This is a genomic window from Enterobacter sichuanensis (assembly GCF_002939185.1).
Classification (GTDB): domain Bacteria; phylum Pseudomonadota; class Gammaproteobacteria; order Enterobacterales; family Enterobacteriaceae; genus Enterobacter; species Enterobacter sichuanensis.
On record NZ_POVL01000006.1, the window covers coordinates 1 to 26,203 of the forward strand.

Annotated in this window: 26 protein-coding genes; 20 read left to right on the forward strand and 6 right to left on the reverse strand. The window is 57.6% G+C overall.

Annotated features, from left to right (window positions below; translation table 11 throughout):
* Positions 1-196: 196 nt before the first annotated feature.
* Positions 197-1,150 carry a nickel/cobalt transporter gene (locus C5687_RS04340; RefSeq protein ID WP_104556487.1) on the forward strand — a complete coding sequence of 318 codons (954 nt, stop codon included), beginning with the start codon at positions 197-199 and terminating at the stop codon, positions 1,148-1,150.
* A 33-nt stretch (positions 1,151-1,183) separates the two neighbouring features.
* Here the strand turns inward: C5687_RS04340 and proP are convergent, their stop codons facing one another.
* Positions 1,184-2,686, reverse strand: a complete 1,503-nt coding sequence (gene proP / locus C5687_RS04345; protein ID WP_045285521.1) for a glycine betaine/L-proline transporter ProP — start codon at positions 2,684-2,686, stop codon at positions 1,184-1,186.
* A 650-nt stretch (positions 2,687-3,336) separates the two neighbouring features.
* Here proP and kdgT point away from each other — a divergent pair.
* Positions 3,337-4,329: a 2-keto-3-deoxygluconate transporter gene (gene kdgT / locus C5687_RS04350; RefSeq protein WP_104556488.1), complete on the forward strand. Its 993-nt coding sequence runs from the start codon at positions 3,337-3,339 to the stop codon at positions 4,327-4,329.
* Between the two features lie 64 nt (positions 4,330-4,393).
* Here kdgT and C5687_RS04355 read toward each other — a convergent pair whose 3' ends face one another.
* Both C5687_RS04355 and crfC read right to left on the reverse strand, forming a co-directional pair.
* Positions 4,394-5,269 carry a diguanylate cyclase regulator RdcB family protein gene (locus C5687_RS04355; RefSeq protein ID WP_047957576.1) on the reverse strand — a complete coding sequence of 292 codons (876 nt, stop codon included), beginning with the start codon at positions 5,267-5,269 and terminating at the stop codon, positions 4,394-4,396.
* Positions 5,266-7,620 (reverse strand): clamp-binding protein CrfC, encoded by a 2,355-nt coding sequence (gene crfC, locus C5687_RS04360; protein ID WP_095441887.1) that lies wholly within the window; start codon positions 7,618-7,620, stop codon positions 5,266-5,268. Before crfC ends, C5687_RS04355 begins: the two co-directional genes overlap by 4 nt.
* Positions 7,621-8,215: 595 nt before the next feature.
* Between crfC and C5687_RS04365 the strand changes: the two genes are divergently transcribed.
* The 16 genes from C5687_RS04365 (at position 8,216) to phnP (ending at position 20,016) form a co-directional block, all read left to right on the forward strand.
* Entirely contained in the window at positions 8,216-8,551 is a 336-nt protein-coding gene (locus C5687_RS04365; RefSeq protein ID WP_047957574.1) for a zinc ribbon domain-containing protein YjdM, read from the forward strand.
* A gap of 123 nt (positions 8,552-8,674) precedes the next feature.
* Positions 8,675-9,118, forward strand: a complete 444-nt coding sequence (gene yjdN, locus C5687_RS04370) for a VOC family metalloprotein YjdN (RefSeq protein ID WP_047957573.1) — start codon at positions 8,675-8,677, stop codon at positions 9,116-9,118.
* Positions 9,119-9,291: 173 nt separating this feature from the next.
* Positions 9,292-10,080, forward strand: a complete 789-nt coding sequence (gene phnC, locus C5687_RS04375) for a phosphonate ABC transporter ATP-binding protein (protein WP_047957572.1) — start codon at positions 9,292-9,294, stop codon at positions 10,078-10,080.
* A gap of 24 nt (positions 10,081-10,104) precedes the next feature.
* Positions 10,105-11,121, forward strand: coding sequence for a phosphonate ABC transporter substrate-binding protein (phnD, locus tag C5687_RS04380; protein ID WP_047957571.1), 1,017 nt, complete (start codon positions 10,105-10,107; stop codon positions 11,119-11,121).
* 115 nt (positions 11,122-11,236) lie between these two features.
* On the forward strand, positions 11,237-12,016 hold the full coding sequence (gene phnE, locus C5687_RS04385; protein WP_008500063.1) for a phosphonate ABC transporter, permease protein PhnE: 780 nt from the start codon (positions 11,237-11,239) through the stop codon (positions 12,014-12,016).
* 20 nt (positions 12,017-12,036) lie between these two features.
* Complete coding sequence (gene phnF / locus C5687_RS04390) at positions 12,037-12,762, forward strand: phosphonate metabolism transcriptional regulator PhnF (RefSeq protein ID WP_104556489.1); 726 nt, start codon at positions 12,037-12,039, stop codon at positions 12,760-12,762.
* Complete coding sequence (phnG, locus tag C5687_RS04395; RefSeq protein WP_095452248.1) at positions 12,763-13,215, forward strand: phosphonate C-P lyase system protein PhnG; 453 nt, start codon at positions 12,763-12,765, stop codon at positions 13,213-13,215.
* Entirely contained in the window at positions 13,212-13,796 is a 585-nt protein-coding gene (gene phnH, locus C5687_RS04400; RefSeq protein ID WP_025757892.1) for a phosphonate C-P lyase system protein PhnH, read from the forward strand. The genes phnG and phnH overlap by 4 nt, the downstream gene beginning before the upstream one ends.
* Positions 13,796-14,860 carry a carbon-phosphorus lyase complex subunit gene (locus C5687_RS04405; RefSeq protein ID WP_095452249.1) on the forward strand — a complete coding sequence of 355 codons (1,065 nt, stop codon included), beginning with the start codon at positions 13,796-13,798 and terminating at the stop codon, positions 14,858-14,860. The genes phnH and C5687_RS04405 overlap by 1 nt, the downstream gene beginning before the upstream one ends.
* The gene (gene phnJ, locus C5687_RS04410) at positions 14,853-15,698 is read left to right on the forward strand and encodes an alpha-D-ribose 1-methylphosphonate 5-phosphate C-P-lyase PhnJ (protein ID WP_045285529.1); all 846 of its coding nucleotides are present in this window, start codon (positions 14,853-14,855) and stop codon (positions 15,696-15,698) included. Before C5687_RS04405 ends, phnJ begins: the two co-directional genes overlap by 8 nt.
* Positions 15,695-16,450 (forward strand): phosphonate C-P lyase system protein PhnK, encoded by a 756-nt coding sequence (phnK, locus tag C5687_RS04415; RefSeq protein ID WP_059386374.1) that lies wholly within the window; start codon positions 15,695-15,697, stop codon positions 16,448-16,450. Before phnJ ends, phnK begins: the two co-directional genes overlap by 4 nt.
* 9 nt (positions 16,451-16,459) lie before the next feature.
* Entirely contained in the window at positions 16,460-17,140 is a 681-nt protein-coding gene (gene phnL, locus C5687_RS04420; protein WP_104556490.1) for a phosphonate C-P lyase system protein PhnL, read from the forward strand.
* Positions 17,137-18,273: an alpha-D-ribose 1-methylphosphonate 5-triphosphate diphosphatase gene (gene phnM, locus C5687_RS04425; RefSeq protein WP_104556491.1), complete on the forward strand. Its 1,137-nt coding sequence runs from the start codon at positions 17,137-17,139 to the stop codon at positions 18,271-18,273. Before phnL ends, phnM begins: the two co-directional genes overlap by 4 nt.
* Positions 18,270-18,821: a ribose 1,5-bisphosphokinase gene (gene phnN / locus C5687_RS04430; RefSeq protein ID WP_095441883.1), complete on the forward strand. Its 552-nt coding sequence runs from the start codon at positions 18,270-18,272 to the stop codon at positions 18,819-18,821. The genes phnM and phnN overlap by 4 nt, the downstream gene beginning before the upstream one ends.
* A complete protein-coding gene (gene phnO, locus C5687_RS04435) occupies positions 18,814-19,248 on the forward strand; it encodes an aminoalkylphosphonate N-acetyltransferase (protein ID WP_047957564.1) in 435 nt (144 codons plus the stop codon). The genes phnN and phnO overlap by 8 nt, the downstream gene beginning before the upstream one ends.
* A gap of 9 nt (positions 19,249-19,257) precedes the next feature.
* Positions 19,258-20,016, forward strand: coding sequence for a phosphonate metabolism protein PhnP (gene phnP, locus C5687_RS04440; RefSeq protein ID WP_104556492.1), 759 nt, complete (start codon positions 19,258-19,260; stop codon positions 20,014-20,016).
* A 52-nt stretch (positions 20,017-20,068) separates the two neighbouring features.
* Here the strand turns inward: phnP and yjdP are convergent, their stop codons facing one another.
* From yjdP to C5687_RS04455, 3 genes are all read right to left on the reverse strand, one after another.
* Positions 20,069-20,392 (reverse strand): DDRRRQL repeat protein YjdP, encoded by a 324-nt coding sequence (gene yjdP / locus C5687_RS04445; protein ID WP_021242926.1) that lies wholly within the window; start codon positions 20,390-20,392, stop codon positions 20,069-20,071.
* Positions 20,393-20,461: 69 nt separating this feature from the next.
* Positions 20,462-21,094, reverse strand: a complete 633-nt coding sequence (locus tag C5687_RS04450) for a GNAT family N-acetyltransferase (protein ID WP_047959752.1) — start codon at positions 21,092-21,094, stop codon at positions 20,462-20,464.
* A gap of 120 nt (positions 21,095-21,214) precedes the next feature.
* On the reverse strand, positions 21,215-23,491 hold the full coding sequence (locus C5687_RS04455) for a hybrid sensor histidine kinase/response regulator (protein ID WP_104556493.1): 2,277 nt from the start codon (positions 23,489-23,491) through the stop codon (positions 21,215-21,217).
* 181 nt (positions 23,492-23,672) lie between these two features.
* On the opposite strand from C5687_RS04455, the gene C5687_RS04460 reads away from it, so the two are divergent.
* Together C5687_RS04460 and C5687_RS04465 are read left to right on the forward strand one after the other, a co-directional pair.
* Positions 23,673-25,193 (forward strand): sugar ABC transporter ATP-binding protein, encoded by a 1,521-nt coding sequence (locus tag C5687_RS04460; RefSeq protein ID WP_104556494.1) that lies wholly within the window; start codon positions 23,673-23,675, stop codon positions 25,191-25,193.
* Positions 25,190-26,185 (forward strand): ABC transporter permease subunit, encoded by a 996-nt coding sequence (locus C5687_RS04465; RefSeq protein ID WP_059386366.1) that lies wholly within the window; start codon positions 25,190-25,192, stop codon positions 26,183-26,185. The genes C5687_RS04460 and C5687_RS04465 overlap by 4 nt, the downstream gene beginning before the upstream one ends.
* Positions 26,186-26,203: the final 18 nt, after the last annotated feature.

Here is a 26,203-nt window from a genome sequence, read left to right on the forward strand (position 1 = left end):
AGTTACCGAGCGACCGCAACCGAAAAGTTGCAAAAAAATGACTGACTGCTGCATTCCCCAGCAAAACCCCGCCTTATACCCTTTTATGCACAAAGTTATCCACAATCATAAGCGGATCCCGATGCGATCCCACGAATTAAACAGGAAGATCAACTATACTAGCGGCAAATACTCTCCTCTGTGCAGGCTCATCCTCATGACCACACAACGCCTCGCCCGTGACTGGCGTCTCCCTACAGCGGGGTTGATGCTGCTGGCGATCCTCTTTGCCGGATTTACCCTGCATAGCCACTGGAACGCCTTTATCCAGTGGTGTCTTGCCACGCAAATTACGCTGCACCGTTATCTGGTGATGTATCTGCTGCAGCTTAATAACCACCAGTACAGCGGCGGATTATGGTTACTAACGGGGGCTTTCCTTTATGGCGTTCTGCACGCCATTGGTCCCGGACACGGAAAGTTCATCGTGACGACCTACCTGACGACAAATAAAGAAAGCGAGCTGGCCTCTCGGGTCATCCCCTTCCTGGGTAGCCTGATGCAAGGCGTCAGCGCCATACTGTTTGTCTTTATTCTGGCTGTCGGGTTTAACCTTGCGTCCGGGGATATCAGTACCAGCCGCTGGTATGTTGAGAAGATAAGCGCTGTGCTTATTGGCGCATTTGGCGCCTTCGTCATTTACCAGGCGCTGAAGAGTCTGCGCCCGCGCAGGATGACGGTGTCCGCCATTAAGCCTCTTCATCAGCATGATGAACACTGTGGCTGCGGCCATCACGGTGTGGGCGCAGACCTGACGCAGGGCGACTGGAAAACCCGTCTGGGGGTGATCCTGGCGATCGGCGCGCGTCCGTGTAGCGGGGCAATCATGATCCTGATGTTCTCGAACGCGCTGGGCATAGTCACCTGGGGAATGGCCGCGGTCATGACCATGTCGCTGGGCACAGCGCTGTCGATTATGGGGCTTTCACTGGCTGTACGTTACGCCCGTGAACGCACGGTGACCTGGTTCGGAGAAAGCACGTCATTAAGATGGCTGGTGCCGGCAGTCAAAATAGCCGGAGGGATAGCCCTGATCCTGTTCGCGACGGTGCTGTTCCTGACGGTGATCCCCATCAGCACCAATGGCGACTACATCGCCGCAGGATGCTAATAAAAGAAAAACCCGCCAGCGGCGGGTTTTTTATTACTCGTTAATGCGTGGATGCTGGTCCACCAGTCGGGAGCGTTTCTTCTGCAGTTCTTCAATCTCTGCGTCAATATCCTCGATCTTCTGCTCTACGCTATCGTAGTGCTCACGGAGGATCTCTTTCGCTTCCTGAATATCCGATGCCGCAGGCGTTGCGCCTTTCAGAGGTCGATTCGCGGTCTCCTTCATGGTAAGACCCGTAATCAAACCAATCACCGCAATCACCATCAGGTAATAAGCTGGCATCATCAGGTTCTGGGTGCTCTCCACCAGTGAAGCGGCAAGCGTCGGGGTCAGACCGGCAATCAGTACCGAGATATTAAAGGCCGCAGCCAGCGCACTGTAGCGAATGTGCGTCGGGAACATCGCAGGCAATGTTGAGGCCATCACCCCGATAAAGCAGTTAAGGATCACCGCCAGCATCAGCAAACCGGCAAAAATCAGCCCCAGGACATTACTGTTGATCAGAATAAATGCCGGGATGGCGAGAGCAAACAGCGCAACGCTTCCCAGAATAATGAACGGTCGACGACCAAAGCGGTCACTCAAGAGGCCCATAATCGGCTGCACAAACAGCATACCTACCATGATGGCGATAATGATCAGCACACCGTGATCTTCCGAGTAGTGCAGGTTATGCGACAGATAGCTCGGCATGTAGGTCAGCAGCATGTAATAGGTCACGTTAGTGGAGATCACCAGACCGATACAGACCAGCAGGCTCCGCCAGTGCTTAGTGGCGATCTCTTTGAACGACACCTTCGGACCGTCCTGCAGCCCTTCGCGATCGCCCTGCTCAAGCTTATCAACGTGCTGCTGGAACGCAGGCGTCTCTTCAAGCGCATGACGGAGATAGAGGCCAATGATCCCCAGCGGCAGCGCCAGGAAGAATGGAATACGCCAGCCCCAGTCGAGGAAGTTCTCTTCCCCCACCACGGTTGAAATCAGTACCACCACGCCCGCGCCCAGAACAAACCCGGCAATCGAGCCGAAGTCCAGCCAGCTTCCCATAAACCCGCGCTTACGGTCCGGGGAGTATTCAGCAACAAAGATCGATGCCCCGGTATATTCCCCCCCTACCGAGAAGCCCTGCGCCATCTTACAAATCAGCAGCAGAATCGGTGCCCAGATGCCGATGGAGGCATAAGACGGGATAAGGCCGATACAGAAGGTACTGATCGACATAATGACGATGGTGATGGCAAGGATCTTCTGGCGACCATATTTATCGCCGAGCATACCGAAAAACAGACCGCCCAGCGGACGGATCAGGAAGGGAACGGAGAACGTACCCAGGGCGGCAATCATCTGCAGGCTGGGGTCGGCACCGGGGAAAAATACTTTACCTAACGCGTAGGCCACAAAGCCGTAGACACCAAAATCGAACCATTCCATCGCATTACCGAGCGAGGCTGCGGTAATGGCTTTACGCAGTTTTGCGTCATCAATAATGGTGACGTCGCGAAGCGTAATGGGTTTAATCTTTTTCCTTCTCAGCATAGCTATCCTCGTTGACTCGGCCCTGTCTGTTTCACAGTCCAGTTTGCGTTCTGTGAACCATGGGATCCGCTCCATGCGAATCGCCTTATTCAAGCGTAGCAGGTTTACTTACATTGACGTTTTACGTCGATACAACCGAACCTGTTGACGCCTGTCTGGGCAGTTAATGACCTTTTTACCCTACCAGCGTTTATATTTGTGATCAACTTCACACATATTTCAGTGCTCGGTCAACCCACGCTAATTTTTGTCAAGGAGCGCAAATAGGCACTTTCTCAGCCCGCCTGAAAAGCAGCCTCGCACACGTTATTAATCCTTTCTTATCAAAAAAAACGAACCACATTAATTCATACCCAACTCACATAATTTTTCATCGTCAGGAATCTGCCCTTAGCTTTACTTTAAATATGTGACAAAGATAACTAAAACGATGTTTTATTTTCATTGAATCGATATTCCAATGATCGCATGATAAATCCGAACATAACGTTTTATCTCTTTTCGGCTGAGGTTACGCGAGCGTACTCAGTTCATTTTGTTGCCGGGTCAATGAAAACACGATCGCGAGCATAAATGGCAACAGATTGAATTTAATGACTAATTTTTAACGCCTATCACCCGCCCTGCGGGATCAGATGTGAGGTTTGTCTATGAAGATTAAAGCCACGATAGAACGCATACCTGGCGGTATGATGCTGGTTCCGCTGGTACTGGGTGCCATCCTGAATACCCTGGCGCCTGATACCGGAGCTTATTTCGGTGGTTTTACAAAAGGAATGATTACGGGCACGGTTCCCATTCTTGCCGTCTGGTTTTTTTGTATTGGCGCATCCATAAATTTGCGGGCGACAGGTACGGTATTACGGAAATCCGGTACGCTGGTGATAACCAAAATAGCGGTTGCCTGGACTGTGGCAATGATATGCGCGATGTTCATTCCGGAGAATGGAATTCAGACCGGATTCTTTGCCGGTTTATCGGTGCTGGCGATTGTCTCCGCGATGGATATGACCAACGGCGGGTTGTACGCCAGCCTGATGAACCAGTACGGGACGAAAGAAGAATCCGGTGCCTTTGTCCTGATGTCTCTGGAGTCCGGCCCGCTGGTGACGATGCTTATACTGGGCTCTGCAGGCCTGGCCTCATTTGAACCCCACCATTTTGTCGGCGCGATCCTGCCTTTCCTGGTCGGTTTCGCGCTGGGCAATCTGGACCACGATCTGCGTGATTTCTTCAGCAAAGCCACGCCGGTGCTGATCCCGTTCTTCGGCTTCGCGCTGGGAAATACCATCAACCTGAAGGTCATTCTCGATACCGGACTGCTGGGTATTGTGCTGGGTGTTGCCGTGATCGTCATCACCGGTATTCCGCTGGTGATTGCTGACCGCGTTATCGGGGGAGGAAACGGTACGGCGGGCGTCGCCGCCTCTTCAGCCGCAGGCGCAGCCGTCGCCAATCCGGTGATTATTGCCCAGATTAACCCGGCTTTCGAACCGGTGGCCGCTTCCGCGACAGCACTGGTTGCCGCCAGCGTGATTGTCACTGCGATTCTGGTGCCCATCATCACCGCGCTGTATGCGAAACGCTACGCAAGTGTCCCGGAACAGGACATCGAACGAAAAGCGGTAGAACTCCGCCATTAACACACCGCACCAGGCCATCCCCTCTCCCCTCCGGGGAGAGGGTCAGGGTGAGGGGGTAAAGAATTCACCCAAAAATCTCGTCCACCATCCCGTCCACCAGCCGTTTTGCTGAACAGAGCCTCGGCATCCCCAGCGCGACGGTCTGCCAGTTCTGCGTCACTGACCAGCTCACCGGATGTTTATCCGCCTGACACCAGTCCCCCAGCCAGCCCAGCATGTCTTTATGATCGATTAAGCCCGGAGACGCCGGTGTTGTCAGCCACTGGTGATAGAAATGGCGGGTCGTGGGAGAGGCATTAATCCCCTGTGCCAGATAGTTTGCCGCCATACTGCGCAGGTTATCCTTGAGCATGGCCGCCACATCTTCGTTAGCGAGGCGGCAGGCGTCGCCAAATGGCCCCCAGCAAAGCTCTTTCAGGACGATAAAACAGCGACCAGCCAGCGACCAGCCATCATAGTGCCCGGCCCGCCAGCGGGTAAAAATCTGCTCGCTGTGCTCACCCGCCTGCACCGTTAGCCCGCGCTGGGTCAGGGCCTTTTCTTTATAAGCTGCCCGTTGGGTAAAATGAGTAGAAAGTTCGGCGTACTGCTGCATCAGCCCCGGTGCCTGCTGGGCACGCGGATGAGCCTGCTGGCGCAGCGCCATCAGCTTCTCCGCCATCAGCGTCAGGGCGAGATGGCCCGGGTCCAGCATGCCGGCCAGTTTTTCCGCCAGGCCGAGACGCAGCGCCGCATTTTCATTGAGCATCCCCGCCATCGCCCACGGGCGTAGCCGGGTACGGGTCATAATTTCCTGCGTCAACCGCTCACGAAACTGCAGCTGTTGTGGTCCAGGGTGGGGATGACGCGCTGCGTCTACCCCCTGCACCAGATCGACCATAAATTTTGGATGAATACACTCCAGCGTTCGGCCGGGGCCATCCAGTAGTGGTGTTGTCATGGTTGCTCTGCCGCGAATAGAGTTTGAATATCATCGCGTAACAGTCGGGTATCTTCCTGAATCCACGTCGCAGTAGTGATACTTTGCTTCAACAACTGGCAGAGCGCTCGGGTTGAATGCTCATTTTGTTGGCGCACTGCGAGGCTATCACGCAAGCTTTCCTGTAACCCGGTCAGGCACAACGAAAATTCTGCAAAGAACGTTGCCATTCCTGCCGTAACAGAGACATCGACCTGCGCGGACAAAGCTTTACGTATTTGTTCACAAAACTGCTCAATATGTTGCTTAACTTTTTCATGAAGCTGTGCAATGTCGATAACATAGCGCGTGCGCGTTTCCACATAATCATCCCAGCCCCAGCCCGGATTATTGAGCCAGCGAGAGACCGTTTCACGCATACCGCCCCCGCCGGATGGCTGACCTGCCTGGCTGTCATCCTGGGCAATGGCATCGTTAAACAGTGCCTGCGTATTAAAGTTGAGCTGGCTCGCCTGAAACGCCGGGAAACTGATCCGCGCCCGAAAACCCGCATGGCTCAGGTGCTCTTTGATACGCGTTTCAATGGGACGCATCGCTTCATTCAGGGACCTCGCCAGCGTCGACTCCAGCTGATCGAAGCGTAACGCCAGTTCCCGGCCGATCTTCCTCTGCGCATCCAGCATGATAAGCTCGCAGGAAGAGCGGATTTTACTCAGCGCGATCTGCGCCTGCCCCTCGTCGTCCAGCACCAGCTGCTTCAGCTCGTGCGGCTCGTCAATACGGTGATTCAACCCGTCGATACCGGCTAACTCAAGAATATGGTGCGCGCTGAATACATCACCCATCGCCTGATGCAGCGCCGTTTTTTGCGACACCATAAAGTCCGCGGTAGCGTTTAGCGCCTGCTCAACCTCATGTTTCACCTCATCGCTCACCACGCGCTGACGGGTCTGCAGAAGCGCCATGTCCTCTTCCAGGCGTGCGATATTGAGTTCCAGCGCCTCAAAGGCTACCGTCAGCCCCTGATAGCGGAAGTCGAGATACTCCCGGGCATTTTGGGCGTAGTTGAGCAACTTATGCGAGGCCGAACGCAGAGCGAATAGCGAGGCATTAGCATAGGCGGCGTAAATCAGCTTGCGGATCGGTTGTTCAAAGAGCGAATCTTCCCAGAGCAAATCGGCAGAATGACGAACATGATCAATATCGTCCAGGTCCGCCGTGCGCCAGCGACGTCCCAGCGCCGCTTCGGCAAAATCCTGCACCCACGGTTGCTCCTGATGATCCGGCAGTTGCCCGTGCGTATTCATCTCGTAGCGAGCGCGGTTCGCCAGATACGCCCACATGGACGAAACGGGGTAGATTTGGCCGGGCGAAATATTGCCTTTCATTAAGGTACCGGAGATCATCGCCCGGACCTGTTCTTCATCGTCGCTGTTACGATCTTTCTGATCGAATTTATTGACCAGCGCATACAGCGGCACGGATTTACCCGCCGCGGAAATCGCCTGACGGACCTCTTCATCTGATATGGATTTAAGCTGGGTATAATCCATCACCGCCAGCACCGCCGACGCGCGGGACAACTGTTCGCTGAGCATTTTTTGCAGATGCGGTTGTCCGGCCTCATTAGGCCCGGGCGTATCGAGCAGCGTCAGTTGCCCGAGATGTGCATCCAGCCCCGCGAGATGCACGAACTCCACTTCAATCACCGGGATATGTTCGATAGCCGCATATTCAGAGAACGGAAATTCGACCCCTAACGCCTGGGAGAGCCTCACCAGATCGTTAAGGCTTTTCAGACAATGGAAGATCGGCTGTGCCCCCAGGTGATGCTTCTCAAAGGCTTCCCCTTTTTCAATACGCTCCAGCAGCGTATTCATGTCTTTATCAATTTCCAGACGCTGGGCCAGCTTCGCGCGATCGTAATCGCAAAGCTTTTTCTGCAGCAGTTGGATCAGTTCATCGATAGGCGAGGCGTGTGAGAAATGCAGCACCGGCTCCTTCTGACCCGGCGTATGGCGAATCAACGTCGGAAGCGCCGTCATGGGACGATTGCGGTTAGGCAATACTTCGGTACCCACAATCGCATTAATGGTGGTCGATTTGCCCGCTTTCATGGTGCCGACAATCGCCAGGACCATTTCCAGCCGGGTTATTTTTCGTAATTCATTATTCAGCATCGCCTGCTGCGCATCGACACCGCGCGCACTAAAATGCAAAGGTAAAACGTTGTTCTTTTCACCCGTGATGGCAGCCGTTGTGCTTTCCAGCATCGCAGTCGGCATTGATTTCAACGTATCAAGATTTTGCAGAGCAAGCTGTAACAAACGCTCAGCTTCCTGGCTTAATTCAAAAATGGTCTGTGTGTGCATGATAAAAGCCTTTCCTTAACGCAAATTTATTACTTTTATTAAGCCACTGGTTTTAATTATGTTGTTCAGGCTTATATGATTACGTGTGGAAAACATGTTCGCCGAAATATAACTGATTGAAGATAATCAGGAATAATTCACTATCCTTGCATGGCGTGTAGAACTCTTCTCCAGGCCTGATAGCCAAAAGAAAAAAGCGTAGCCCATTTTTAAGAAACTTCAGGATATATCACCATTATTTACCCACCTAAAAAGAGAGGTAATGTTCTACAGCCATAAGATATGTATGGCAGCAAAGTCCGGAGATAAATAACAATGTGTTGCTTCACCTTATCCGAAATGGAGGTGCGTAGCAATTTGCTGCAATAAAATATTCGATATATTTCGCGCCATTTCTTCCCAACGTGTTAATGACGTCAGCATCGCTTAACTGACTGACATAAAGTGTCACTCCCGACACGCTTGTGGCATTTTTTTAATTCACAATATCACCGACAACCGTGTGGATTTGCGTTATACTTGCCGCCTTTTTCGGCACGCTGCCGTCATTTTGCTGGCACTTTCCAGCGCGTTTACACTTTCTGAGGATACCGATATGCAACTCCCACACTGCCCGAAATGCAATTCTGAATACACCTATGAAGATAATGGCATGTACATCTGCCCGGAATGCGCGCACGAATGGAATGATGCCGAGCCAGCACAGGACGCCGATGCGCTTGTTGTAAAAGATGCGAACGGCAATCTGCTGGCGGACGGCGACAGTGTTACCGTCATTAAAGATCTGAAGGTTAAAGGCAGCTCCTCCATGCTGAAGATCGGCACCAAAGTGAAGAATATCCGTCTGGTTGAAGGCGATCATAATATCGACTGTAAAATTGACGGTTTTGGCCCGATGAAACTGAAATCGGAGTTTGTGAAAAAGAACTGATTTTTCACCTCCAGGCCCGGTAAGCGCAGCGCCACCGGGCGCTTTTGCTGGATGCGCTACGCTTATCCGGCCTACTAAAAAAGAACTAAACTTAATGGGCTTTTCTTACGTGAGGTAAAGATTATGCCGTTAAGTCCCTACATCTCTTTCGCCGGCAACTGTGCAGAGGCCACTGCCTTTTATCAGCAAGCCGTCGGCGCGGAGCTCCTCTACAAGATTACTTTCGGCGAAATGCCAAAAAGCGATAACAGCGAAGAAGGTTGCCCGTCCGGTATGCAATTTCCGGATTCGGCTATCGCCCACTCCAACGTCCGCATTGCGGGCAGCGATATCATGATGAGCGACGGGATGCCGCCCGGCAGCAACGCGCAGTATGCCGGTTTTACGCTGGTTCTCGACACCCAGGACGTCAATGAAGGCAAACGCTGGTTCGACAACCTTGCCGCAGGCGGCAATGTCGATATGCCCTGGCAGGAAACCTTCTGGGCTCACGGTTTCGGTAAAGTCACCGACAAATACGGCGTGCCGTGGATGATTAATGTCGTGAAGCAACACCAAACGTCGTAGGCCGGATAAGCGCAGCGCAGCCGGCAACAGCGTCCGGTGGCGCTGCGCTGACCGGGCCTACAGTGACTGTCATCGCTTTCACTTCAACTCTTCAAACTCCCGCAACCTGCACTTAACCCAAATGTCACATTGATGCGCCAGCATGAGGCCACATTTATCGTGAGGCCCAGCACATGCAAACCGTCATCCGCGTCGAGAAACTGAGCAAGACCTTCAATCACAACAAGGCTCTGCACGCCGTTGATCTCACCGTCCGGCAGGGCGAGATGGTGGCGCTGCTGGGGCCATCCGGTTCAGGTAAATCCACCCTTCTGCGCCATTTAAGCGGGCTTATTACCGGCGATAACACGCCGGAAAGCCACGTCGAGCTGCTGGGTAATACCGTACAGCGCGCCGGTCGTCTGGCGAGCGATATCCGCAAGAGCCGCGCCCGGACCGGCTACATCTTCCAGCAGTTCAACCTGGTAAACCGCCTGACGGTGCTGGAGAACGTGCTGATTGGTGCACTCGGCAGCACCCCGTTCTGGCGCACCTGTCTGCGCTGGTTCTCTCCGTCCCAGAAGCAGGAAGCCTTACAGGCGCTGACCCGCGTCGGCATGGCGCATTTCGCCCACCAGCGCGTCTCCACCCTGTCCGGTGGACAACAGCAGCGCGTCGCCATCGCCCGCGCCCTGATGCAGAAAGCGCACATCATTCTCGCTGACGAACCCATCGCCTCGCTGGACCCGGAGTCCGCCCGCATCGTGATGGAGACCCTGTACGACATTAACCAGAACGACGGCATCACCGTGGTGGTCACGCTGCATCAGGTGGATTACGCCCTGCGCTACTGCCAACGCATCGTCGCCCTGCGTCAGGGACACGTGTTCTTTGATGGCGCGAGCCATCAGTTTGATAACGACCGTTTTGACCATCTCTACCGCAGCATGAACCGCGTCGAAGAGAACGCGCAGGCTGCTTAATTAAACCCGATCCGAGGAAAGTACATGAGCTACAAAGCCGTTGCCGCGCTGGCCTTTACCAGCATGTTCAGCATCAGCACCCTGTTAAGCCCAGCGTATGCACAGGAGCAGGAAAAAGAGCTGAACTTCGGCATTATTTCGACGGAATCACAGCAGAACCTGAAACCTCAGTGGGAACCGTTCCTGAAAGATATGGAAACCAAACTGGGGATCAAAGTGAACGCCTTCTTCGCCCCGGACTACGCGGGCATCATCCAGGGGATGCGCTTTAACAAAGTGGACATCGCCTGGTACGGCAACCTCTCCGCCATGGAAGCGGTGGATCGCGCCAACGGTCAGGTCTTTGCCCAGACCGTCGCGGCAGATGGCTCCCCGGGCTACTGGAGCGTGCTGATCGTGAACAAAGACAGCCCAATCAACAACCTTAACGACATGCTTGCCAAACGCAAAGAGCTGACCTTTGGCAATGGCGATCCCAACTCCACCTCAGGCTACCTTGTCCCTGGCTACTACGTCTTCGCCAAAAACAACGCCTCCGCCAGCGACTTCAAACGCACGGTAAACGCCAGCCATGAAACCAACGCCCTGGCCGTGGCCAACAAGCAGGTGGATGTCGCGACCAACAACACCGAGAACCTCGACAAACTGAAGACCTCAGCACCGGACAAGCTGAAAGAGATCAAGGTTATCTGGAAATCACCGCTCATCCCCGGTGACCCGATTGTCTGGCGTAAAAACCTGTCTGAAAGCACCAAGGACAAGGTGTACGACTTCTTTATGACCTACGGCAAAACGCCGGAAGAGAAAGCGGTTCTGACGCGTCTGGGCTGGGCTCCGTTCCGCCCGTCCAGCGACCTGCAGCTGGTCCCGATTCGCCAGCTGGCGCTGTTTAAAGAGATGCAGGGCGTGAAGGATAACAAGGGGCTGAAGGACGAGGAGAAGACCAGCAAAGTGGCTGCGATTCAGGCCCAGCTGGAAGACCTGGACCGCCTGACCGCCGCGCTCGGCGCGATGACCAGCGTGAATAAAGCGGTGCAGTAACGCAAGTTCCCTCTCCCTTGAGGGAGAGGGTTAGGGTGAGGGGGAAATGCGCACGCTGATGCCCTCACCCCGGCCCTCTCCCAGAGGGAGAGGGAGAACAGATTAAGGAGCCAACATGCAAACCATCACCCTCCCGCCGCCGAAGCGCAGCTGGTTCTCGCTGATAAGCTGGGCCATCCTGCTGGCGGTGCTGGTTATCTCCTGGAAGGGCGCGGAAATGGACCCGCTGCTGCTCTTCAAAGACGCGGGCAATATGGCGACCTTCGCCGCCGATTTCTTCCCGCCGGACTTCAGTCAGTGGCAGGACTACCTCAGTGAAATGGCGGTCACCCTGCAAATTGCCGTCTGGGGCACCGCCCTGGCCGTCATTCTTTCCATTCCCTTTGGCCTGATGAGCGCCGAGAACATCGTGCCGTGGTGGGTCTACCAGCCCATGCGTCGCCTGATGGACGCCTGTCGCGCCATCAACGAGATGGTCTTCGCGATGCTGTTCGTGGTCGCCGTCGGTCTGGGGCCATTCGCGGGCGTGATGGCGCTGTTCATCCACACCACCGGCGTGCTCTCCAAGCTGCTATCTGAGGCGGTCGAAGCCATCGAGCCCGGTCCGGTGGAAGGTATCCGCGCCACAGGTGCCAACAAAATCGAAGAGATCCTCTACGGCGTCCTGCCGCAGGTGATGCCGCTGTTGATCTCCTACTCCCTGTACCGGTTTGAGTCCAACGTCCGCTCCGCCACCGTCGTCGGTATGGTCGGCGCAGGCGGGATTGGCGTCACCCTGTGGGAAGCGATTCGCGGTTTCCAGTTCCAGCAAACCTGCGCCCTGATGGTGCTCATCATCGTCACCGTCAGCCTGCTGGATTTCCTCTCTCAACGTTTGCGTAAGCACTTTATCTGAGAAGCGAGGCGTTGTTTTTTATGCACTTATCCAGACATCCGACCAGTTACCCCACCCGCTGGCAAGAGATTGCGGCAAAGCTCGAAGTAGAGCTGCGCACGCACTACCACTGCGGAGACTACCTGCCTGCGGAACAGCAGCTTGCCGACCGCTATGAAGTGAACCGCCACACTCTGCGCCGCGCCATTGATCAACTGGTTGAGCGCGGCTGGGTCCAGCGCCGTCAGGGCATCGGCGTGCTGGTGCTGATGCGCCCGTTCGACTACCCGCTAAACGCCCAGGCGCGCTTTAGCCAGAACCTGCTGGACCAGGGCAGCCACCCGACCAGTGAAAAACTGCTCTCGGTATTGCGTCCGGCCTCCAGCCACGTGGCGGACGCGCTGGGGATTCAGGAGGGCGATAACGTTATCCACCTGCGCACCTTGCGCCGGGTTAACGGCGTCGCGGTCTGCCAGATAGATCACTACTTCGCGGACCTCGCCCTCTGGCCAGTGCTGCAACATTTCACCAGTGGCTCGCTGCATGACTTTCTGCAGGAAGCGACAGGCATCACGCTGAAACGCACTCAGACGCGCATCAGCGCCCGTCGGGCGCAGGCGAAAGAGAGCAAGGTGCTGGAGATCCCCAATATGGCCCCGCTGCTCTGCGTGCGCACCCTCAACCATCGCGACGGTGAGATCAACGCAACGGAATACTCCGTCAGCCTGACCCGCGCCGACATGATCGAATTCACCATGGAGCACTGAATGCACTTCGACACTGCCACCCGACAGCGCTGGATGCGCGTACTTGCCCACAGTCAGCCCGCCGCGCTGGCTGCCCGCATGCACGCCCTTAGCCTGGCGCCTGAATACGACATCCTCCGCGCCCCGGAGATCGGCCTCGTTCAGATCCAGGCGCGGATGGGCGGTACCGGCGAGCGCTTCTTCGCCGGGGATGCCACCCTCACCCGCGCCGCAATCCGCCTGAACAACGGCACGCTGGGGTACAGCTACGTGCTGGGGCGCGATAAAGCCCACGCCGAGCGCTGCGCGGTGATCGATGCGCTTTTACAGGAACAACCGCATTTCCAGACCCTGATGGAAACCCTTATTGCCCCGCTGGAGGCTGATCGCGCCGCACGCATTGCCGCGCGTCAGGCCGAAGTCAATACCAGCCGGGTCGACTTCTTTACGCTCGTTCGCGGAGACAACGCATGACGCTTCAACCTGCTTTTACCCTGGCCGTCCAGGATGCCCAACACAGTTTTCGTCGCCTGCTGAAAGCCATGAGCGAGCCGGGTGTGATCGTCTCGCTGCATCAGCTCTCTCAGGGCTGGCTGCCGTTAAACCTGGCGACCACCAGCGTGCTGCTGACGCTTGCCGACAACGACACCCCGGTGTGGCTCTCAGGCGTCCTGTCCAACGACATCGCCAGCCAGAACCTGCGTTTTCACACCAGCGCCCCGCTGGTTGAACAGCCGCGCCAGGCGGTCTTTGCCGTGGCCGACGAGCAAATCAGCCACGAACAGCTCAATGACCTGAGTGAAGGCAGCGCGGTGGCCCCGGAGACCAGCGCCACCCTGATCTTGCAGGTCTCCAGCCTGAGCGGCGGGCGCATGCTGCGCCTGACCGGCGCAGGCATCGCGGAAGAACGCATGGTCGCGCCGCAGCTGCCGGAGTGCATTATTCATGAGCTGACCGAGCGCCCGCACCCGTTCCCGCTGGGTATTGATCTGATACTGACCTGCGGCGAGCGCCTGCTGGCGATCCCGCGGACCACCCATGTGGAGGTGTGCTGATGTACGTGGCAGTCAAAGGGGGCGAAAAGGCTATCGCCGCCGCCCATGCGCTACAGGCGCACAGACGACGGGGCGATGAACAGCTTCCCGAGCTAAGCGTCGCCCAGATTGAGCAGCAGCTTAACCTCGCCGTTGACCGGGTGATGACCGAAGGCGGCATCGCCGACCGCGAACTGGCGGCGCTGGCGCTAAAGCAGGCCAGCGGCGATAACGTCGAGGCCATCTTCCTGCTACGCGCTTACCGCACTACGCTCGCGAAGCTGGCGGTAAGTGAACCCATCAACACGGCGGAGATGCGCCTGGAGCGCCGCATTTCAGCGGTGTACAAAGACATCCCCGGCGGCCAGCGGCTGGGTCCTACCTATGACTACACCCATCGCCTGCTGGATTTTACCCTGCTGGCGAACGGCGACGTGCCACCGCTCAGCACCTCTGACGCCGAACAAGAACCGTCTCCGCACGTCTTCAGCCTGCTGGCGAAACAAGGCCTGGCGAAGGCGGAGGAAGACACAGGCGCTCAGCCAGATGACATCACCCGCACGCCGCCGGTTTACCCGTGCTCCAGATCGTCCCGCCTGCAGCAGCTGATGCGCGGCGACGAAGGCTATCTGCTGGCGCTGGCCTACTCCACCCAGCGCGGTTACGGGCGCAACCACCCGTTTGCGGCTGAGATTCGCAGCGGTTATATCGACGTTGAAATCGTGCCGGAAGAGCTGGGTTTTGCGGTGAACGTCGGCGAACTGCTGATGACCGAGTGTGAAATGGTGAACGGTTTTGTCGCGCCTGAAAATGAAGACCCGCACTTTACCCGCGGCTACGGGCTGGTGTTTGGCCTCGGCGAGCGCAAAGCCATGGCAATGGCGCTGGTTGACCGCGCCCTGCAGGCGCCGGACTACGGCGAGCAGATTGCAGGCCCGGCGCAGGACGAAGAGTTTGTGCTGGCCCATGCCGATAACGTTGAGGCCGCTGGCTTCGTCTCGCACCTCAAACTGCCGCACTACGTCGATTTCCAGGCAGAACTGGAACTGCTGAAACGCCTGCAACGGGAGCGCAAACATGGCTAACTTAAGCGGCTACAACTTTGCCTATCTGGATGAGCAAACCAAACGCATGATCCGCCGCGCCATCCTCAAAGCGGTCGCCATTCCGGGCTATCAGGTGCCGTTCGGCGGCCGTGAAATGCCGATGCCTTACGGCTGGGGTACCGGCGGCATCCAGCTTACCGCCAGCGTGATCGGCGAAGCAGACGTGCTGAAAGTGATCGACCAGGGCGCGGACGACACCACCAACGCGGTGTCGATCCGCAACTTCTTTCAGCGGGTAACGGGCGTCGCCACCACCGAAAAAACCGAAGACGCGACGCTGATCCAGACCCGTCACCGCATTCCGGAAACCCCGCTCACGGAAGATCAGATTTTGATTTTCCAGGTGCCCATCCCGGAGCCGCTGCGCTTTATCGAGCCGCGCGAAACGGAAACCCGCACCATGCACGCCCTGGAAGAGTACGGCGTGATGCAGGTGAAGCTGTACGAAGATATCGCCCGCTTCGGCCATATCGCTACCACCTACGCCTATCCGGTGAAGGTCAACGGGCGCTACGTCATGGACCCGTCGCCGATCCCGAAGTTCGACAACCCGAAGATGGACATGATGCCTGCCCTGCAGCTGTTCGGCGCCGGGCGTGAAAAACGCATCTACGCCGTCCCGCCCTACACCCGGGTGGAGAGCCTCGATTTCGACGACCACCCGTTCACGGTGCAGGAGTGGGACGAGCCGTGTGCCATCTGCGGCTCGAAACACAGCTATCTGGATGAAGTGGTGCTCGATGACACAGGCAAACGGATGTTTGTCTGCTCCGACACCGATTACTGCCGCCAACAGAGCGAGGCGAAAAGCCAATGAAACCGCTGCTTTCGGTTAACAACCTGACCCACCTGTATGCGCCGGGTAAAGGCTTCAGCGACGTGTCGTTCGACCTCTGGCCGGGCGAAGTGCTGGGGATTGTCGGCGAATCAGGCTCCGGCAAAACGACGCTGCTGAAATCCATCTCCGCGCGCCTGGCGCCGCAACACGGCGACATTTTGTATGAAGGCACGTCGCTGTACGGCATGAGCGAAGCCGAACGCCGCCGCCTGCTGCGCACCGAGTGGGGGGTGGTGCATCAGCATCCGATGGACGGCCTGCGCCGTCAGGTCTCGGCAGGGGGCAACATCGGCGAACGGCTGATGGCCACCGGCGCCCGCCACTACGGCAACATTCGGACCACGGCGCAGCGCTGGCTGGAGGACGTTGAAATCCCCGCCTCGCGCATTGATGACCTGCCCGGCACCTTCTCCGGCGGCATGCAGCAGCGTCTGCAGATCGCCCGCAACCTGGTCACCCACCCAAAGCTGGTGTTTATGGACGAGCCCACCGGCGGGCTGGACGTCTCCGTGCAGGCGCGCCTGCTCGATCTGCTGCGTGGTCTGGTGGTAGAGCTGAACCTGGCGGTGGTCATTGTTACCCATGATTTAGGCGTGGCGCGCCTGCTGGCGGACCGTCTGCTGGTGATGAAGCAGGGCCAGGTGGTGGAAAGTGGGTTAACCGACCGCGTACTCGACGATCCCCACCATCCGTACACCCAGCTGCTGGTGTCGTCCGTATTGCAGAACTAAGAGGCCAACATGATCCGCGTACAAAACGTAAGTAAGACCTTTGTGCTCCACCAGCAAAACGGCGTGCGCCTGCCGGTGCTGCAAAACGCCTCGTTAGAGGTCAGCAGCGGCGAATGCGTGGTGCTGCACGGCCATTCCGGCAGCGGAAAATCCACCCTGCTGCGCTCCCTGTATGCCAACTATCTGCCCGACGAAGGCCATATCCATGTTCGCCACAATGATGAATGGATCGACCTGGTGCAGGCCCCCGCGCGGCAGGTACTGGAGGTGCGCCGCTCGACGATCGGCTGGGTGAGCCAGTTCCTTCGGGTGATCCCGCGGATCTCCGCCCTGGACGTGGTCATGCAGCCGCTGCTGGATCTCGGCGTACCGCGTGAAACCTGTGCTGCCAAAGCGACCAGCCTGCTGACGCGCCTCAATGTGCCCGAGCGCCTGTGGCACCTCGCCCCGTCGACCTTTTCCGGCGGTGAGCAGCAGCGCGTCAACATTGCCCGCGGCTTTATCGTCGACTACCCGATATTGCTTCTGGATGAACCCACCGCCTCGCTCGACGCTAAAAACTGCGCGGCCGTCATCGAGCTGATCGAGCAGGCTAAATCCCGCGGGGCGGCGATCGTCGGGATCTTCCACGACGAAAGCGTTCGCACCCGCGTTGCCGACAGACTGCACCCGATGGGGACAAACGCATGATTATCAATAACGTCAGGCTGGTGCTGGAAAATGAAGTCGTTGGTGGATCGATTGAGGTGCAGGATGGCGTCATCCGCGCGTTTGCCGAAACCCAGAGCCGCTCACCCGAGGCGATGGACGGTGAAGGCGGCTGGCTGCTGCCGGGGCTGATTGAGCTGCATACCGATAATCTGGACAAATTTTTCACCCCACGTCCGAAGGTGGACTGGCCCGCGCATTCGGCCATGAGCAGCCACGACGCGCTGATGGTCGCCAGCGGTATCACCACCGTGCTGGACGCGGTGGCGATTGGCGACGTCCGCGACGGCGGCGATCGCCTGGAAAACCTGGAGAAGATGATCAATGCCGTGGAAGAGACGCAAAAACGCGGCCTCAACCGCGCCGAGCATCGCCTGCATCTGCGCTGCGAACTGCCGCACCACACGACCCTGCCGCTGTTTGAAAAGCTGGTCGGCCGCGAACCGGTGTCGCTGGTTTCCCTGATGGACCACTCGCCGGGTCAGCGCCAGTTCGCCAATATTGAGAAGTATCGCGAATACTATCAGGGCAAATATTCGCTCAACGACGTGGAGATGGCCCGCTACGAAGAAGAGCAACTGGCGCTTGCGGCGCGCTGGTCACAGCCGAACCGTCTCTCCATTGCGGCAATGTGCCGGGAGCGCAACATCGCGCTGGCCAGCCATGACGACGCCACGCACGATCACGTTCTTGAATCCCACCAACTGGGTAGCGTGATCGCCGAATTTCCCACCACGTTTGAAGCGGCTGAAGCCTCCCGCAAGCACGGCATGAACGTCCTGATGGGCGCGCCAAATATCGTGCGCGGCGGCTCGCATTCCGGCAACGTCGCGGCAAGCAAGCTCGCCGCACTTGGCCTGCTGGATATCCTCTCGTCCGACTATTATCCCGCCAGCCTGCTGGATGCGGCATTCCGGGTGGCAGACGACGAGGGCAACGGCTTTACGCTACCGCAGGCAATTCGCCTGGTGACGAAAAACCCGGCCAGCGCGCTCGGTCTTCAGGATCGCGGCGAGATCGCCGAGGGTAAACGCGCGGATCTGGTGCTGGCCCACCGCAAGGGCGAGCACATCCATATCGACCACGTCTGGCGTCAGGGAAAGAGGGTGTTCTGATGGGAAGACTCATCTGGTTAATGGGGCCGTCCGGCTCCGGTAAGGACAGCCTGCTGTCCGCCCTGCGGCAACGGGAGCACCCGCAGCTGCTGGTGGCGCACCGCTACATTACCCGCGCGGCCAACGCCGGAAGTGAAAATCATATCGCGCTGAGCGAACAGGAGTTTTTCACCCGCGCCGGGCAAAATCTGCTGGCGCTGAGCTGGCACGCCAACGGCTACTACTACGGGATTGGCATTGAGATCGACCTGTGGCTGCATGCGGGGTTCGACGTGCTGGTCAACGGCTCCCGTGCCCACCTGGCTCAGGCCCGCGCACGCTACGCCTCGGCCCTGCTGCCGGTCTGTCTGCAGGTTTCACCGGAGGTGCTGCGCAGCCGGCTGCAAAGCCGTGGACGCGAAAGCGAAAAAGAGATCGCGCAGCGTCTGGCGCGTGCGGCGCGCTATACCCCATCGGACTGTCATATCCTCAACAACGACGGAAGTTTGCTACAGTCAGTCGATACCTTTTTATCGCTTATCCGTCAGAAGGAGAGACAGCATGCCTGACTGTACGCTTCGCCCCGCCACCGCCGACGATGCGCAAATCGTCTACGCGTTAATCTGCGAACTGAAACAGGCCGAGTTTGATCACCAGGCGTTTCACGCGGGCTATCTTGCCAATCTGCAGGATCACAACATGCGCTACCAGCTTGCCGAGATGGACGGTCAGGTCATCGGCATGATCGGTCTGCACATGCAGTTTCACCTCCATCACGCCCGCTGGATCGGCGAGATCCAGGAGCTGGTCGTCATGCCGCAGGCGCGCGGGCTGAAGGTGGGCAGTCAGCTGCTCGCCTGGGCTGAAGAGGTGGCACGGCAGGCTGGCGCAGAGTTGACCGAACTCTCCACCAGCGTGAAGCGCACCGACGCGCACCGTTTTTATGTTCGTGAAGGGTATACGCAGAGCCATTTTCGATTCACCAAAGTGCTATAGAGGTGCGTTATGAGTCTGACTATCACGTTAACAGGAACCGGAAGCGCGCAACTCGTGCCGGTCTTTGGCTGCGACTGCGCGGCATGCCGCCGGGCACGCCTGCAGGACAACTATCGCCGTCGCCCGTGCAGCGCGGTGGTCAAATTCAACGATGCCGTCACCCTGCTGGATGCCGGTATTCCGCACCTCATGGACGACTGGCCGGCAGGCAGCTTTCAGCAGTTTTTGCTGACCCATTACCATATGGATCATGTTCAGGGGTTATTTCCGCTGCGCTGGGGCGTTGGCGCGACGATCCCGGTTTACGGTCCGCCAGATGAAGCCGGGTGTGACGATCTGTTAAAACACCCGGGGATTCTGGACTTCAGCCACACGGTTGAGCCGTTTGTGATGTTTGAACTTCAGGGCCTGCGGGTCACGCCGCTGCCGCTCAACCATTCGAAACTAACCTTTGGCTATCTGCTGGAATCGGCCCACAGCCGCGTGGCCTGGCTGTCCGACACCGCCGGGCTGCCGGAAAAAACGGTGAAGTTCCTGCTTAACAATCAGCCGCAGATCATGATTATCGACTGCAGCCACGAACCGCGCGACGAGACGCCGCGAAACCATTGCGACTTAAATACGGTGATTGCGTTAAACGAAGTGATTGGCTGCCCGCAGGTGATCCTGACGCACATCAGCCATCAGTTTGACGTGTGGATGATGAATAACCCGCTGCCGCAGGGCATTGAAGCGGGGTATGACGGGATGGTGTTGGTGCTGGATTAGATTTTCTCCCTCTCCCGTGGGAGAGGGTTGGGGTGAGGGCAACAGGCCGCACTTAGCCGCGATCGTAATCGTCTTCTAACCTGCGCTCATCCTCTTCCAGACGGCGTCTGTCGTCATCCAGCTGGCGCTGACGCTCGTCTAAACGACGGCGTCTGTCTTCAAGCTGCCGACGGCGGTCGTCATACTGACGGCTATCCATGCGACGGTTATCGTCATAACGATCGTCATCATCGTTGCTGCGGCTGCTGCTGGGGTTATAGGCGTCGTTGATTGCCTGTTGAATGTTGCCAATAGCATCATCAACGATATCGGCGTGCGCCAGTTGGCTGGTGAGTGACAGCAGACCAAATAACAGAGCGGTAGAGTAACGTTTCATAAGGCCAGACTCGCAGGTGAACTGGCCTTAAGGTAATGAACAGCAGGGTGTGGGGGTAGCGGAGGAATCTCAAATTCTGTTGTGAGCGGGAGCTTCCATCAGTTGATTCGCACGCTGTTTATTTTCTGCTACAAGTACAATGCCATAACATTTTTGATCCGGCGAATGGCTCCAGATACGATCTTCGGGGATACACCCTCCGTCATAGATAACCTTGCTACCATCATACGGCCAAAATGCGCCCTGCTCGGTATCGAGAACAAATACAGCGATTTGGTCAGACTCGCGGGCAATTTTCTGCCAGAGCATCTTCCCACCCTCATATTGTTCAAAGTCGCTGACAAGCGTCACGCCACATTGTAATACCAGGGCTTCATACAGGCGAGTTGCCAGTCCCTTGTCACGCTCGGCGGGATCAACGCAGATACCTTCTACCTGAATAACGTTGGCATCTTCCCAACAGCGCTCGACCGCAATGATATCTTCACCCAAATGCGTTTTACGTTGTAAATCCAGGGCAGCAACAACCCGATGCCGGGGCACACCATCGAAGGTTTCGATATCCGCTTCAATAATAGCTGCACGAGGCGTCTGGCTATCAAAAATGACGTGTAGCACTCGCCCGGAAAGCTCGAACTCATCAACGAGTTTAAACGATCTGGCAACTGTGCTCGGGCTGTATGTTGTAGGCATCACGATCATTTGTGAGTCCCCCCTTGTGAGTACCGGCATAATTCCTTTTATATCCCAATCTGCTCAATTTTGCGCAGATTAACATCACCGGCTTTAACGATGCTCTTGATGAAATCCTAAACAGGGCGTTTAAAAACATATTTTCCGCAGCGCCTGCGCCAGCTGCGCCTGTGTAAACGGCTTACGCAGTAGCTGAACATCCGGCAGCTGAGGATTATGCGTAGGCCGTAAATCCTGCCCGCTGATCAGCAGCACCGGAAGCTGCGGATAGTGGCTGCGCACATGGTTAATCACCTCGGCCCCGCTCAGGCTTCCGGGCAACATCAGATCGCTGATAAACATGCCAATATCTTCTGACGCCGCCAGCATGCTCAGCGCCTGCTCGCCGTTGTCTGCTTCCAGCGTCAGATAGCCCAGCTGATGCAGCTGTTCGCACAGGGTCTGGCGCACATCGGCCTCATCTTCCAGCACCAGCACCAGCCGCTCGTTATCGACGGAGGCGGTGGCTGAGAGGGTTTCATCTTCAGGTACAACGGGCAGCGTCGAGCGCGGAAGGTGAAGCCGCACGGTCGTCCCCTGCCCCGGTGCGCTCTCGATCTCCACGCGACCGCCGGACTGACGCACAAAACCGTAGACCATCGACAGGCCTAGCCCGCTTCCGCTCCCGGTCTGTTTGGTGGTGAAGAACGGTTCAAACACCCGGGATTTCACCTCCTGCGACATGCCGCAGCCGCGGTCAATGACCTCCAGCGCCACCATATCCTGCCTGCGTCCGTCGCTGCGGGTGACGCGTTGATTCCAGGTGCGGATTTTAATGACCCCACTTTGCCCTTCCATCGCATCGCGGGCGTTCATCACCAGGTTGATGATGGCGTTTTCCAGCTGGCTGACGTCTATCCACGCGGGCCACGCCGGGGATTGCGCTTCAATCTCCAGCGTCAGGGTGGCCGGCAAAGAGTGGCGCATCAGCTCTTTGAGGTTCTCCAGCAGCGGGCGCATCTCAACCGCATGTGGCGTCAGGGATTGCTTACGGGAGAACGCCAGCAGGCGCTGCGTCAGCAGGGCGCCACGCTCGGCCGCCTTCAGCGCCCGAGTAATTCTGGGCGCGTCTTTTGCATCAGGATCGGTGAGTTCAAGGCTGCCGATGATCACCGCCAGCAGGTTGTTAAAATCATGCGCCAGCCCGCCCGTCAGCTGTCCGACGGCTTTCATTTTCTGGCTGTGCAGCAGCGCCTCCTCCAGCCCCTGACGCTCAATGCGGTCGATCTCCATCTGGGTAGTTTTCTCTTTCAGCAGACGCGTGGTGTGCTCAAGCGAGGCGGTGTTGCGGGCAAAAACGTTGAACGCACGCGCCAGCTCTCCCAGCTCATCGCGCCGCTGCAGGGCGGGGACGGAGACATCCTGTTCGCCGTGAGCCAGTCGCGACATCGCCCGGGAAATCGCCGTCAGGTTGGAGGCCAGATTGCGGTAGATATACCAGCAGGCGCACCCGGTGAGGATCAACGCCAGCACGGCGAAAATGCTAATAAACACGCTGATGGATTGCAGTTCATGATGGCTCTGGGCCGTGCGAAGCCGGGAGGCCTGCGCGACCTGTTCTACGTACTGATTGATGTCGCTGTTGAGGATCGCCACCAGCGCCTTGATGTGAAACATATACCAGTTGATCGCCAGATCGCTCTCTTCCAGCTGCGTCGACAGCGGGGCGAGCCTGCGCAGCTCGTCGTTGAAATCGGGCAGCACAACGTTCACGACAGGCTGCGTTGCGCGTCGCGGCAGGGTCGCGGTGACGGCGTCCAACTGCTGTATCGTGGCGCGCGGCGAGGGGGTGTCGATGGCGGCGATAATCAGCCTGTCCATTTCCGCAAGCTGCTGCGCGTCCGGTACGTTGCTGCCAAACCGCCGGTTAATGTCCTGCAGGTGGCGTAAATAGCTCTGACTTTGATAAAGCGAACTGAGGAGCGCGTTGCGCTGCAGATGGCGTCGCTGTCCGCGCTCGAGCATGCCCGTCACGCTCTGCTGTAATTCATTGCTTCGTTGAATAATACGCGCCACCAGCCCCGGCTCTTGCTGCGCTAAAGGGGCCTCCGCCAGCTGCTCCAGCGAGCGGCGCAGCGCCATTTGCGTCTGCTTCAGCCGCTCGGCTTCGCCTTTATATTCCAGCGCCCCCACCACCTGCGAAAGCCGTACCGCCGCCGTCGCCACGCTGGCGGTATCACGGGCGAGGTTCATGCTGCCGGTCATGTCATCCAGCGTTTGCTGCTGCACCTGCTCCTGAATCTGGCTGGCATGCCGGAAACCGAGCACCGCCACGCCACTCACCATCAGCGTCACGGCGACCACCAGCAGATTGAAAATCAGCAGACGACCGCGGGCGCTGGCAAAAAACGGGGGGCGCGATGGCATGGGTTTGGACTCCTCTGCGGTTTGGTGCTCTCACCCTGGCCCTCTCCCACGGGGAGAGGGAAAAGAGAAATGTGATGGCGATTAGCTATTCATAACTATGACAAATATGAACAGCTTCTGACATTTTGCATTTACGCACCTGTGATGAAGTGCAGATATCAACATTCACAGGAGATCCGCCATGAGCAGAACCCCGGTACTGGAGATGCGCCGCATTGCCAAAACGTTTGGCAATTTTCACGCGCTCAAGGGTGTGGATTTGACGGTCTTTCCCGGTGAGATCCATGCGCTGATGGGTGAAAACGGCGCGGGAAAAAGCACGCTGATGAAAATCCTCGCCGGGGCGTATACCGCCACCGGCGGTGAGATCCTGATCGACGGTCAGCCGTTTCACATTAAAGGGCCGAAAGATGCGCTGGCCGCCGGTATTACCCTGATTTATCAGGAGATGCAGCTCGCGCCGAATCTGACCGTCGCCGAGAATATCTTCCTTGGCAGCGAGCTGTCGCGCGGCGGGATGGTCCAGCGCAAAGAGATGGCCGCCCAGGCCCAGGCGGTCATCGATCGTCTGGGCGCCCAGTTCAGCGCCACCGATCGGGTGATGAAGCTGACCATCGCCGAGCAGCAGCAAGTGGAAATCGCCCGCGCGCTGCACCGCAACAGCCGCATTCTGGTGATGGATGAACCCACCGCGGCCCTCTCCTCACGCGAAACCCATCGCCTGTTTGAACTGATTTTGCGTCTGCGCGATGAAGGAATGGCGATCATCTATATCAGTCATCGCATGGCGGAAGTGTATGAGCTCTCTGACCGCGTCAGCGTGCTGCGCGACGGGCAGTACGTCGGCAGCCTGACGCGCGACAAGCTGAACGCCTCCGAGCTGGTGAAGATGATGGTAGGCCGCCCGTTAAGCGATCTGTTCAACAAAGAGCGGGATATCCCGCTCGGCAGCCCGCGTCTCAACGTGCACCACCTCACTGACGGTAAAAAAGTCCAGCCCTGTAGCCTGCAGGTGCGTTCCGGGGAAATTGTCGGCCTGGCGGGGCTTGTCGGTGCCGGACGCTCCGAGCTGGCGCAGCTGATCTTCGGCGTGCGTAAAGCCACGGGGGGCATGATTGAGGTCGACGGCGAGCCGGTGGTGATCCACTCCCCACGCGCAGCCATCGAAAACGGCATCGGTTTTCTTACCGAGAACCGCAAGGAGCAGGGGCTGTTTCTGGAGCTGGCGGCGCAGGAGAACATCACCATGGCGACGCTGGAGCGCGATGCCACCTTCGGCATGCTTAACCGCAAAAAAGCGCAGTCCATCTCCGATGATGCCATTTCCCTGCTGAACATCCGCGTGCCCCATTCTCAGGTGCGCGCCGGTGGGCTGTCGGGCGGTAATCAGCAGAAGCTGCTCATCTCCCGCTGGGTGGCCATCGGCCCGCGTATTTTGATTCTGGACGAACCGACTCGCGGCGTGGACGTCGGTGCAAAAAGTGAGATCTACCGCATCATGAACCAGATGGCGCGCCAGGGCGTGGCCATTTTGATGATCTCCAGCGAGCTGCCGGAAGTGGTGGGGATGAGCGACCGGGTGTACGTGATGCGCGAAGGCAGCATTGCGGGCGAGCTCCACGGGCACGACATCTCTCAGGAAAACATCATGACGCTGGCAACCGGCGTGAACGACACTCATCATCAGGCGGTATCACTATGACAACTCCTACCCATCCGCAGCAGGTGGCGAAATCGGCCTCCGCCAAAAAATTGCTGATGAGCGATCTGATGCAAACGGTCGGCATCTTACCGATTCTCATCCTGATCGTCGCAGTGTTTGGCGTTATCGCGCCTAACTTCTTCACGGAAAGCAACCTGCTCAACATTACCCGTCAGGCGTCGATCAATATCGTGCTGGCGGCAGGCATGACCTTCATTATTTTAACCGGCGGGATTGACCTCTCCGTGGGCTCGATTCTGGGCACCACGGCGGTGGCCGCGATGGTGGTGTCGCTGATCCCGGAATTCGCCGGGCTGTCTATTCCCGCCGCGCTGATGCTTGGCATGGTGCTGGGCCTGTTCAACGGCGCGCTGGTGGCCTTTGCCGGGCTACCGCCGTTTATCGTCACGCTTGGCACCTATACGGCACTGCGCGGGGCGGCGTATCTGCTGGCCGACGGCACGACCGTCATTAACTCAAACATCAACTTTGAGTGGATAGGTAATAACTACCTCGGCCCCGTGCCGTGGCTGGTGGTGATCGCCCTGGCGGTGATTGTGGTGTGCTGGTTTATCCTGCGCCGCACCACGCTCGGCGTGCACATCTATGCCGTGGGCGGCAACATGCAGGCGGCGCGCTTAACGGGCATTAAGGTCTGGCTGGTGCTGCTGTTCGTGTATGGCATGAGCGGCCTGCTCTCCGGATTAGGCGGCGTGATGAGTGCGTCGCGCCTCTATAGCGCCAACGGCAACCTGGGCATGGGCTACGAGCTGGATGCCATTGCCGCCGTGATCCTCGGCGGGACCAGCTTCGTCGGCGGGATCGGCACGATCACCGGCACGCTGGTTGGTGCATTGATCATCGCCACGCTCAACAACGGCATGACGCTGATGGGCGTCTCCTACTTCTGGCAACTGGTGATCAAAGGGGCGGTGATCATCATTGCGGTGCTGATCGACAAATACCGTACCCGACACCATCAAAGTGCATAACAACAATACCCTACGTGT

What these genes read in the sequence shown, in the direction of transcription:
- phnD (WP_047957571.1), top strand. Translation starts at nt 10,105, where the DNA reads ATGAGCTACAAAGCCGTTGCCGCGCTGGCCTTTACCAGCATGTTCAGC.
- phnC (WP_047957572.1), top strand. Translation starts at nt 9,292, where the DNA reads ATGCAAACCGTCATCCGCGTCGAGAAACTGAGCAAGACCTTCAATCAC.
- C5687_RS04340 (WP_104556487.1), top strand. Translation starts at nt 197, where the DNA reads ATGACCACACAACGCCTCGCCCGTGACTGGCGTCTCCCTACAGCGGGG.
- C5687_RS04355 (WP_047957576.1), bottom strand. Translation starts at nt 5,269, where the DNA reads ATGACAACACCACTACTGGATGGCCCCGGCCGAACGCTGGAGTGTATT.
- kdgT (WP_104556488.1), top strand. Translation starts at nt 3,337, where the DNA reads ATGAAGATTAAAGCCACGATAGAACGCATACCTGGCGGTATGATGCTG.
- phnP (WP_104556492.1), top strand. Translation starts at nt 19,258, where the DNA reads ATGAGTCTGACTATCACGTTAACAGGAACCGGAAGCGCGCAACTCGTG.
- crfC (WP_095441887.1), bottom strand. Translation starts at nt 7,620, where the DNA reads ATGCACACACAGACCATTTTTGAATTAAGCCAGGAAGCTGAGCGTTTG.
- phnK (WP_059386374.1), top strand. Translation starts at nt 15,695, where the DNA reads ATGAAACCGCTGCTTTCGGTTAACAACCTGACCCACCTGTATGCGCCG.
- phnH (WP_025757892.1), top strand. Translation starts at nt 13,212, where the DNA reads ATGACGCTTCAACCTGCTTTTACCCTGGCCGTCCAGGATGCCCAACAC.
- phnO (WP_047957564.1), top strand. Translation starts at nt 18,814, where the DNA reads ATGCCTGACTGTACGCTTCGCCCCGCCACCGCCGACGATGCGCAAATC.
- C5687_RS04465 (WP_059386366.1), top strand. Translation starts at nt 25,190, where the DNA reads ATGACAACTCCTACCCATCCGCAGCAGGTGGCGAAATCGGCCTCCGCC.
- C5687_RS04405 (WP_095452249.1), top strand. Translation starts at nt 13,796, where the DNA reads ATGTACGTGGCAGTCAAAGGGGGCGAAAAGGCTATCGCCGCCGCCCAT.
- phnL (WP_104556490.1), top strand. Translation starts at nt 16,460, where the DNA reads ATGATCCGCGTACAAAACGTAAGTAAGACCTTTGTGCTCCACCAGCAA.
- yjdP (WP_021242926.1), bottom strand. Translation starts at nt 20,392, where the DNA reads ATGAAACGTTACTCTACCGCTCTGTTATTTGGTCTGCTGTCACTCACC.
- phnJ (WP_045285529.1), top strand. Translation starts at nt 14,853, where the DNA reads ATGGCTAACTTAAGCGGCTACAACTTTGCCTATCTGGATGAGCAAACC.
- phnF (WP_104556489.1), top strand. Translation starts at nt 12,037, where the DNA reads ATGCACTTATCCAGACATCCGACCAGTTACCCCACCCGCTGGCAAGAG.
- C5687_RS04455 (WP_104556493.1), bottom strand. Translation starts at nt 23,491, where the DNA reads ATGCCATCGCGCCCCCCGTTTTTTGCCAGCGCCCGCGGTCGTCTGCTG.
- C5687_RS04450 (WP_047959752.1), bottom strand. Translation starts at nt 21,094, where the DNA reads ATGATCGTGATGCCTACAACATACAGCCCGAGCACAGTTGCCAGATCG.
- phnG (WP_095452248.1), top strand. Translation starts at nt 12,763, where the DNA reads ATGCACTTCGACACTGCCACCCGACAGCGCTGGATGCGCGTACTTGCC.
- phnE (WP_008500063.1), top strand. Translation starts at nt 11,237, where the DNA reads ATGCAAACCATCACCCTCCCGCCGCCGAAGCGCAGCTGGTTCTCGCTG.
- C5687_RS04365 (WP_047957574.1), top strand. Translation starts at nt 8,216, where the DNA reads ATGCAACTCCCACACTGCCCGAAATGCAATTCTGAATACACCTATGAA.
- yjdN (WP_047957573.1), top strand. Translation starts at nt 8,675, where the DNA reads ATGCCGTTAAGTCCCTACATCTCTTTCGCCGGCAACTGTGCAGAGGCC.
- C5687_RS04460 (WP_104556494.1), top strand. Translation starts at nt 23,673, where the DNA reads ATGAGCAGAACCCCGGTACTGGAGATGCGCCGCATTGCCAAAACGTTT.
- phnM (WP_104556491.1), top strand. Translation starts at nt 17,137, where the DNA reads ATGATTATCAATAACGTCAGGCTGGTGCTGGAAAATGAAGTCGTTGGT.
- proP (WP_045285521.1), bottom strand. Translation starts at nt 2,686, where the DNA reads ATGCTGAGAAGGAAAAAGATTAAACCCATTACGCTTCGCGACGTCACC.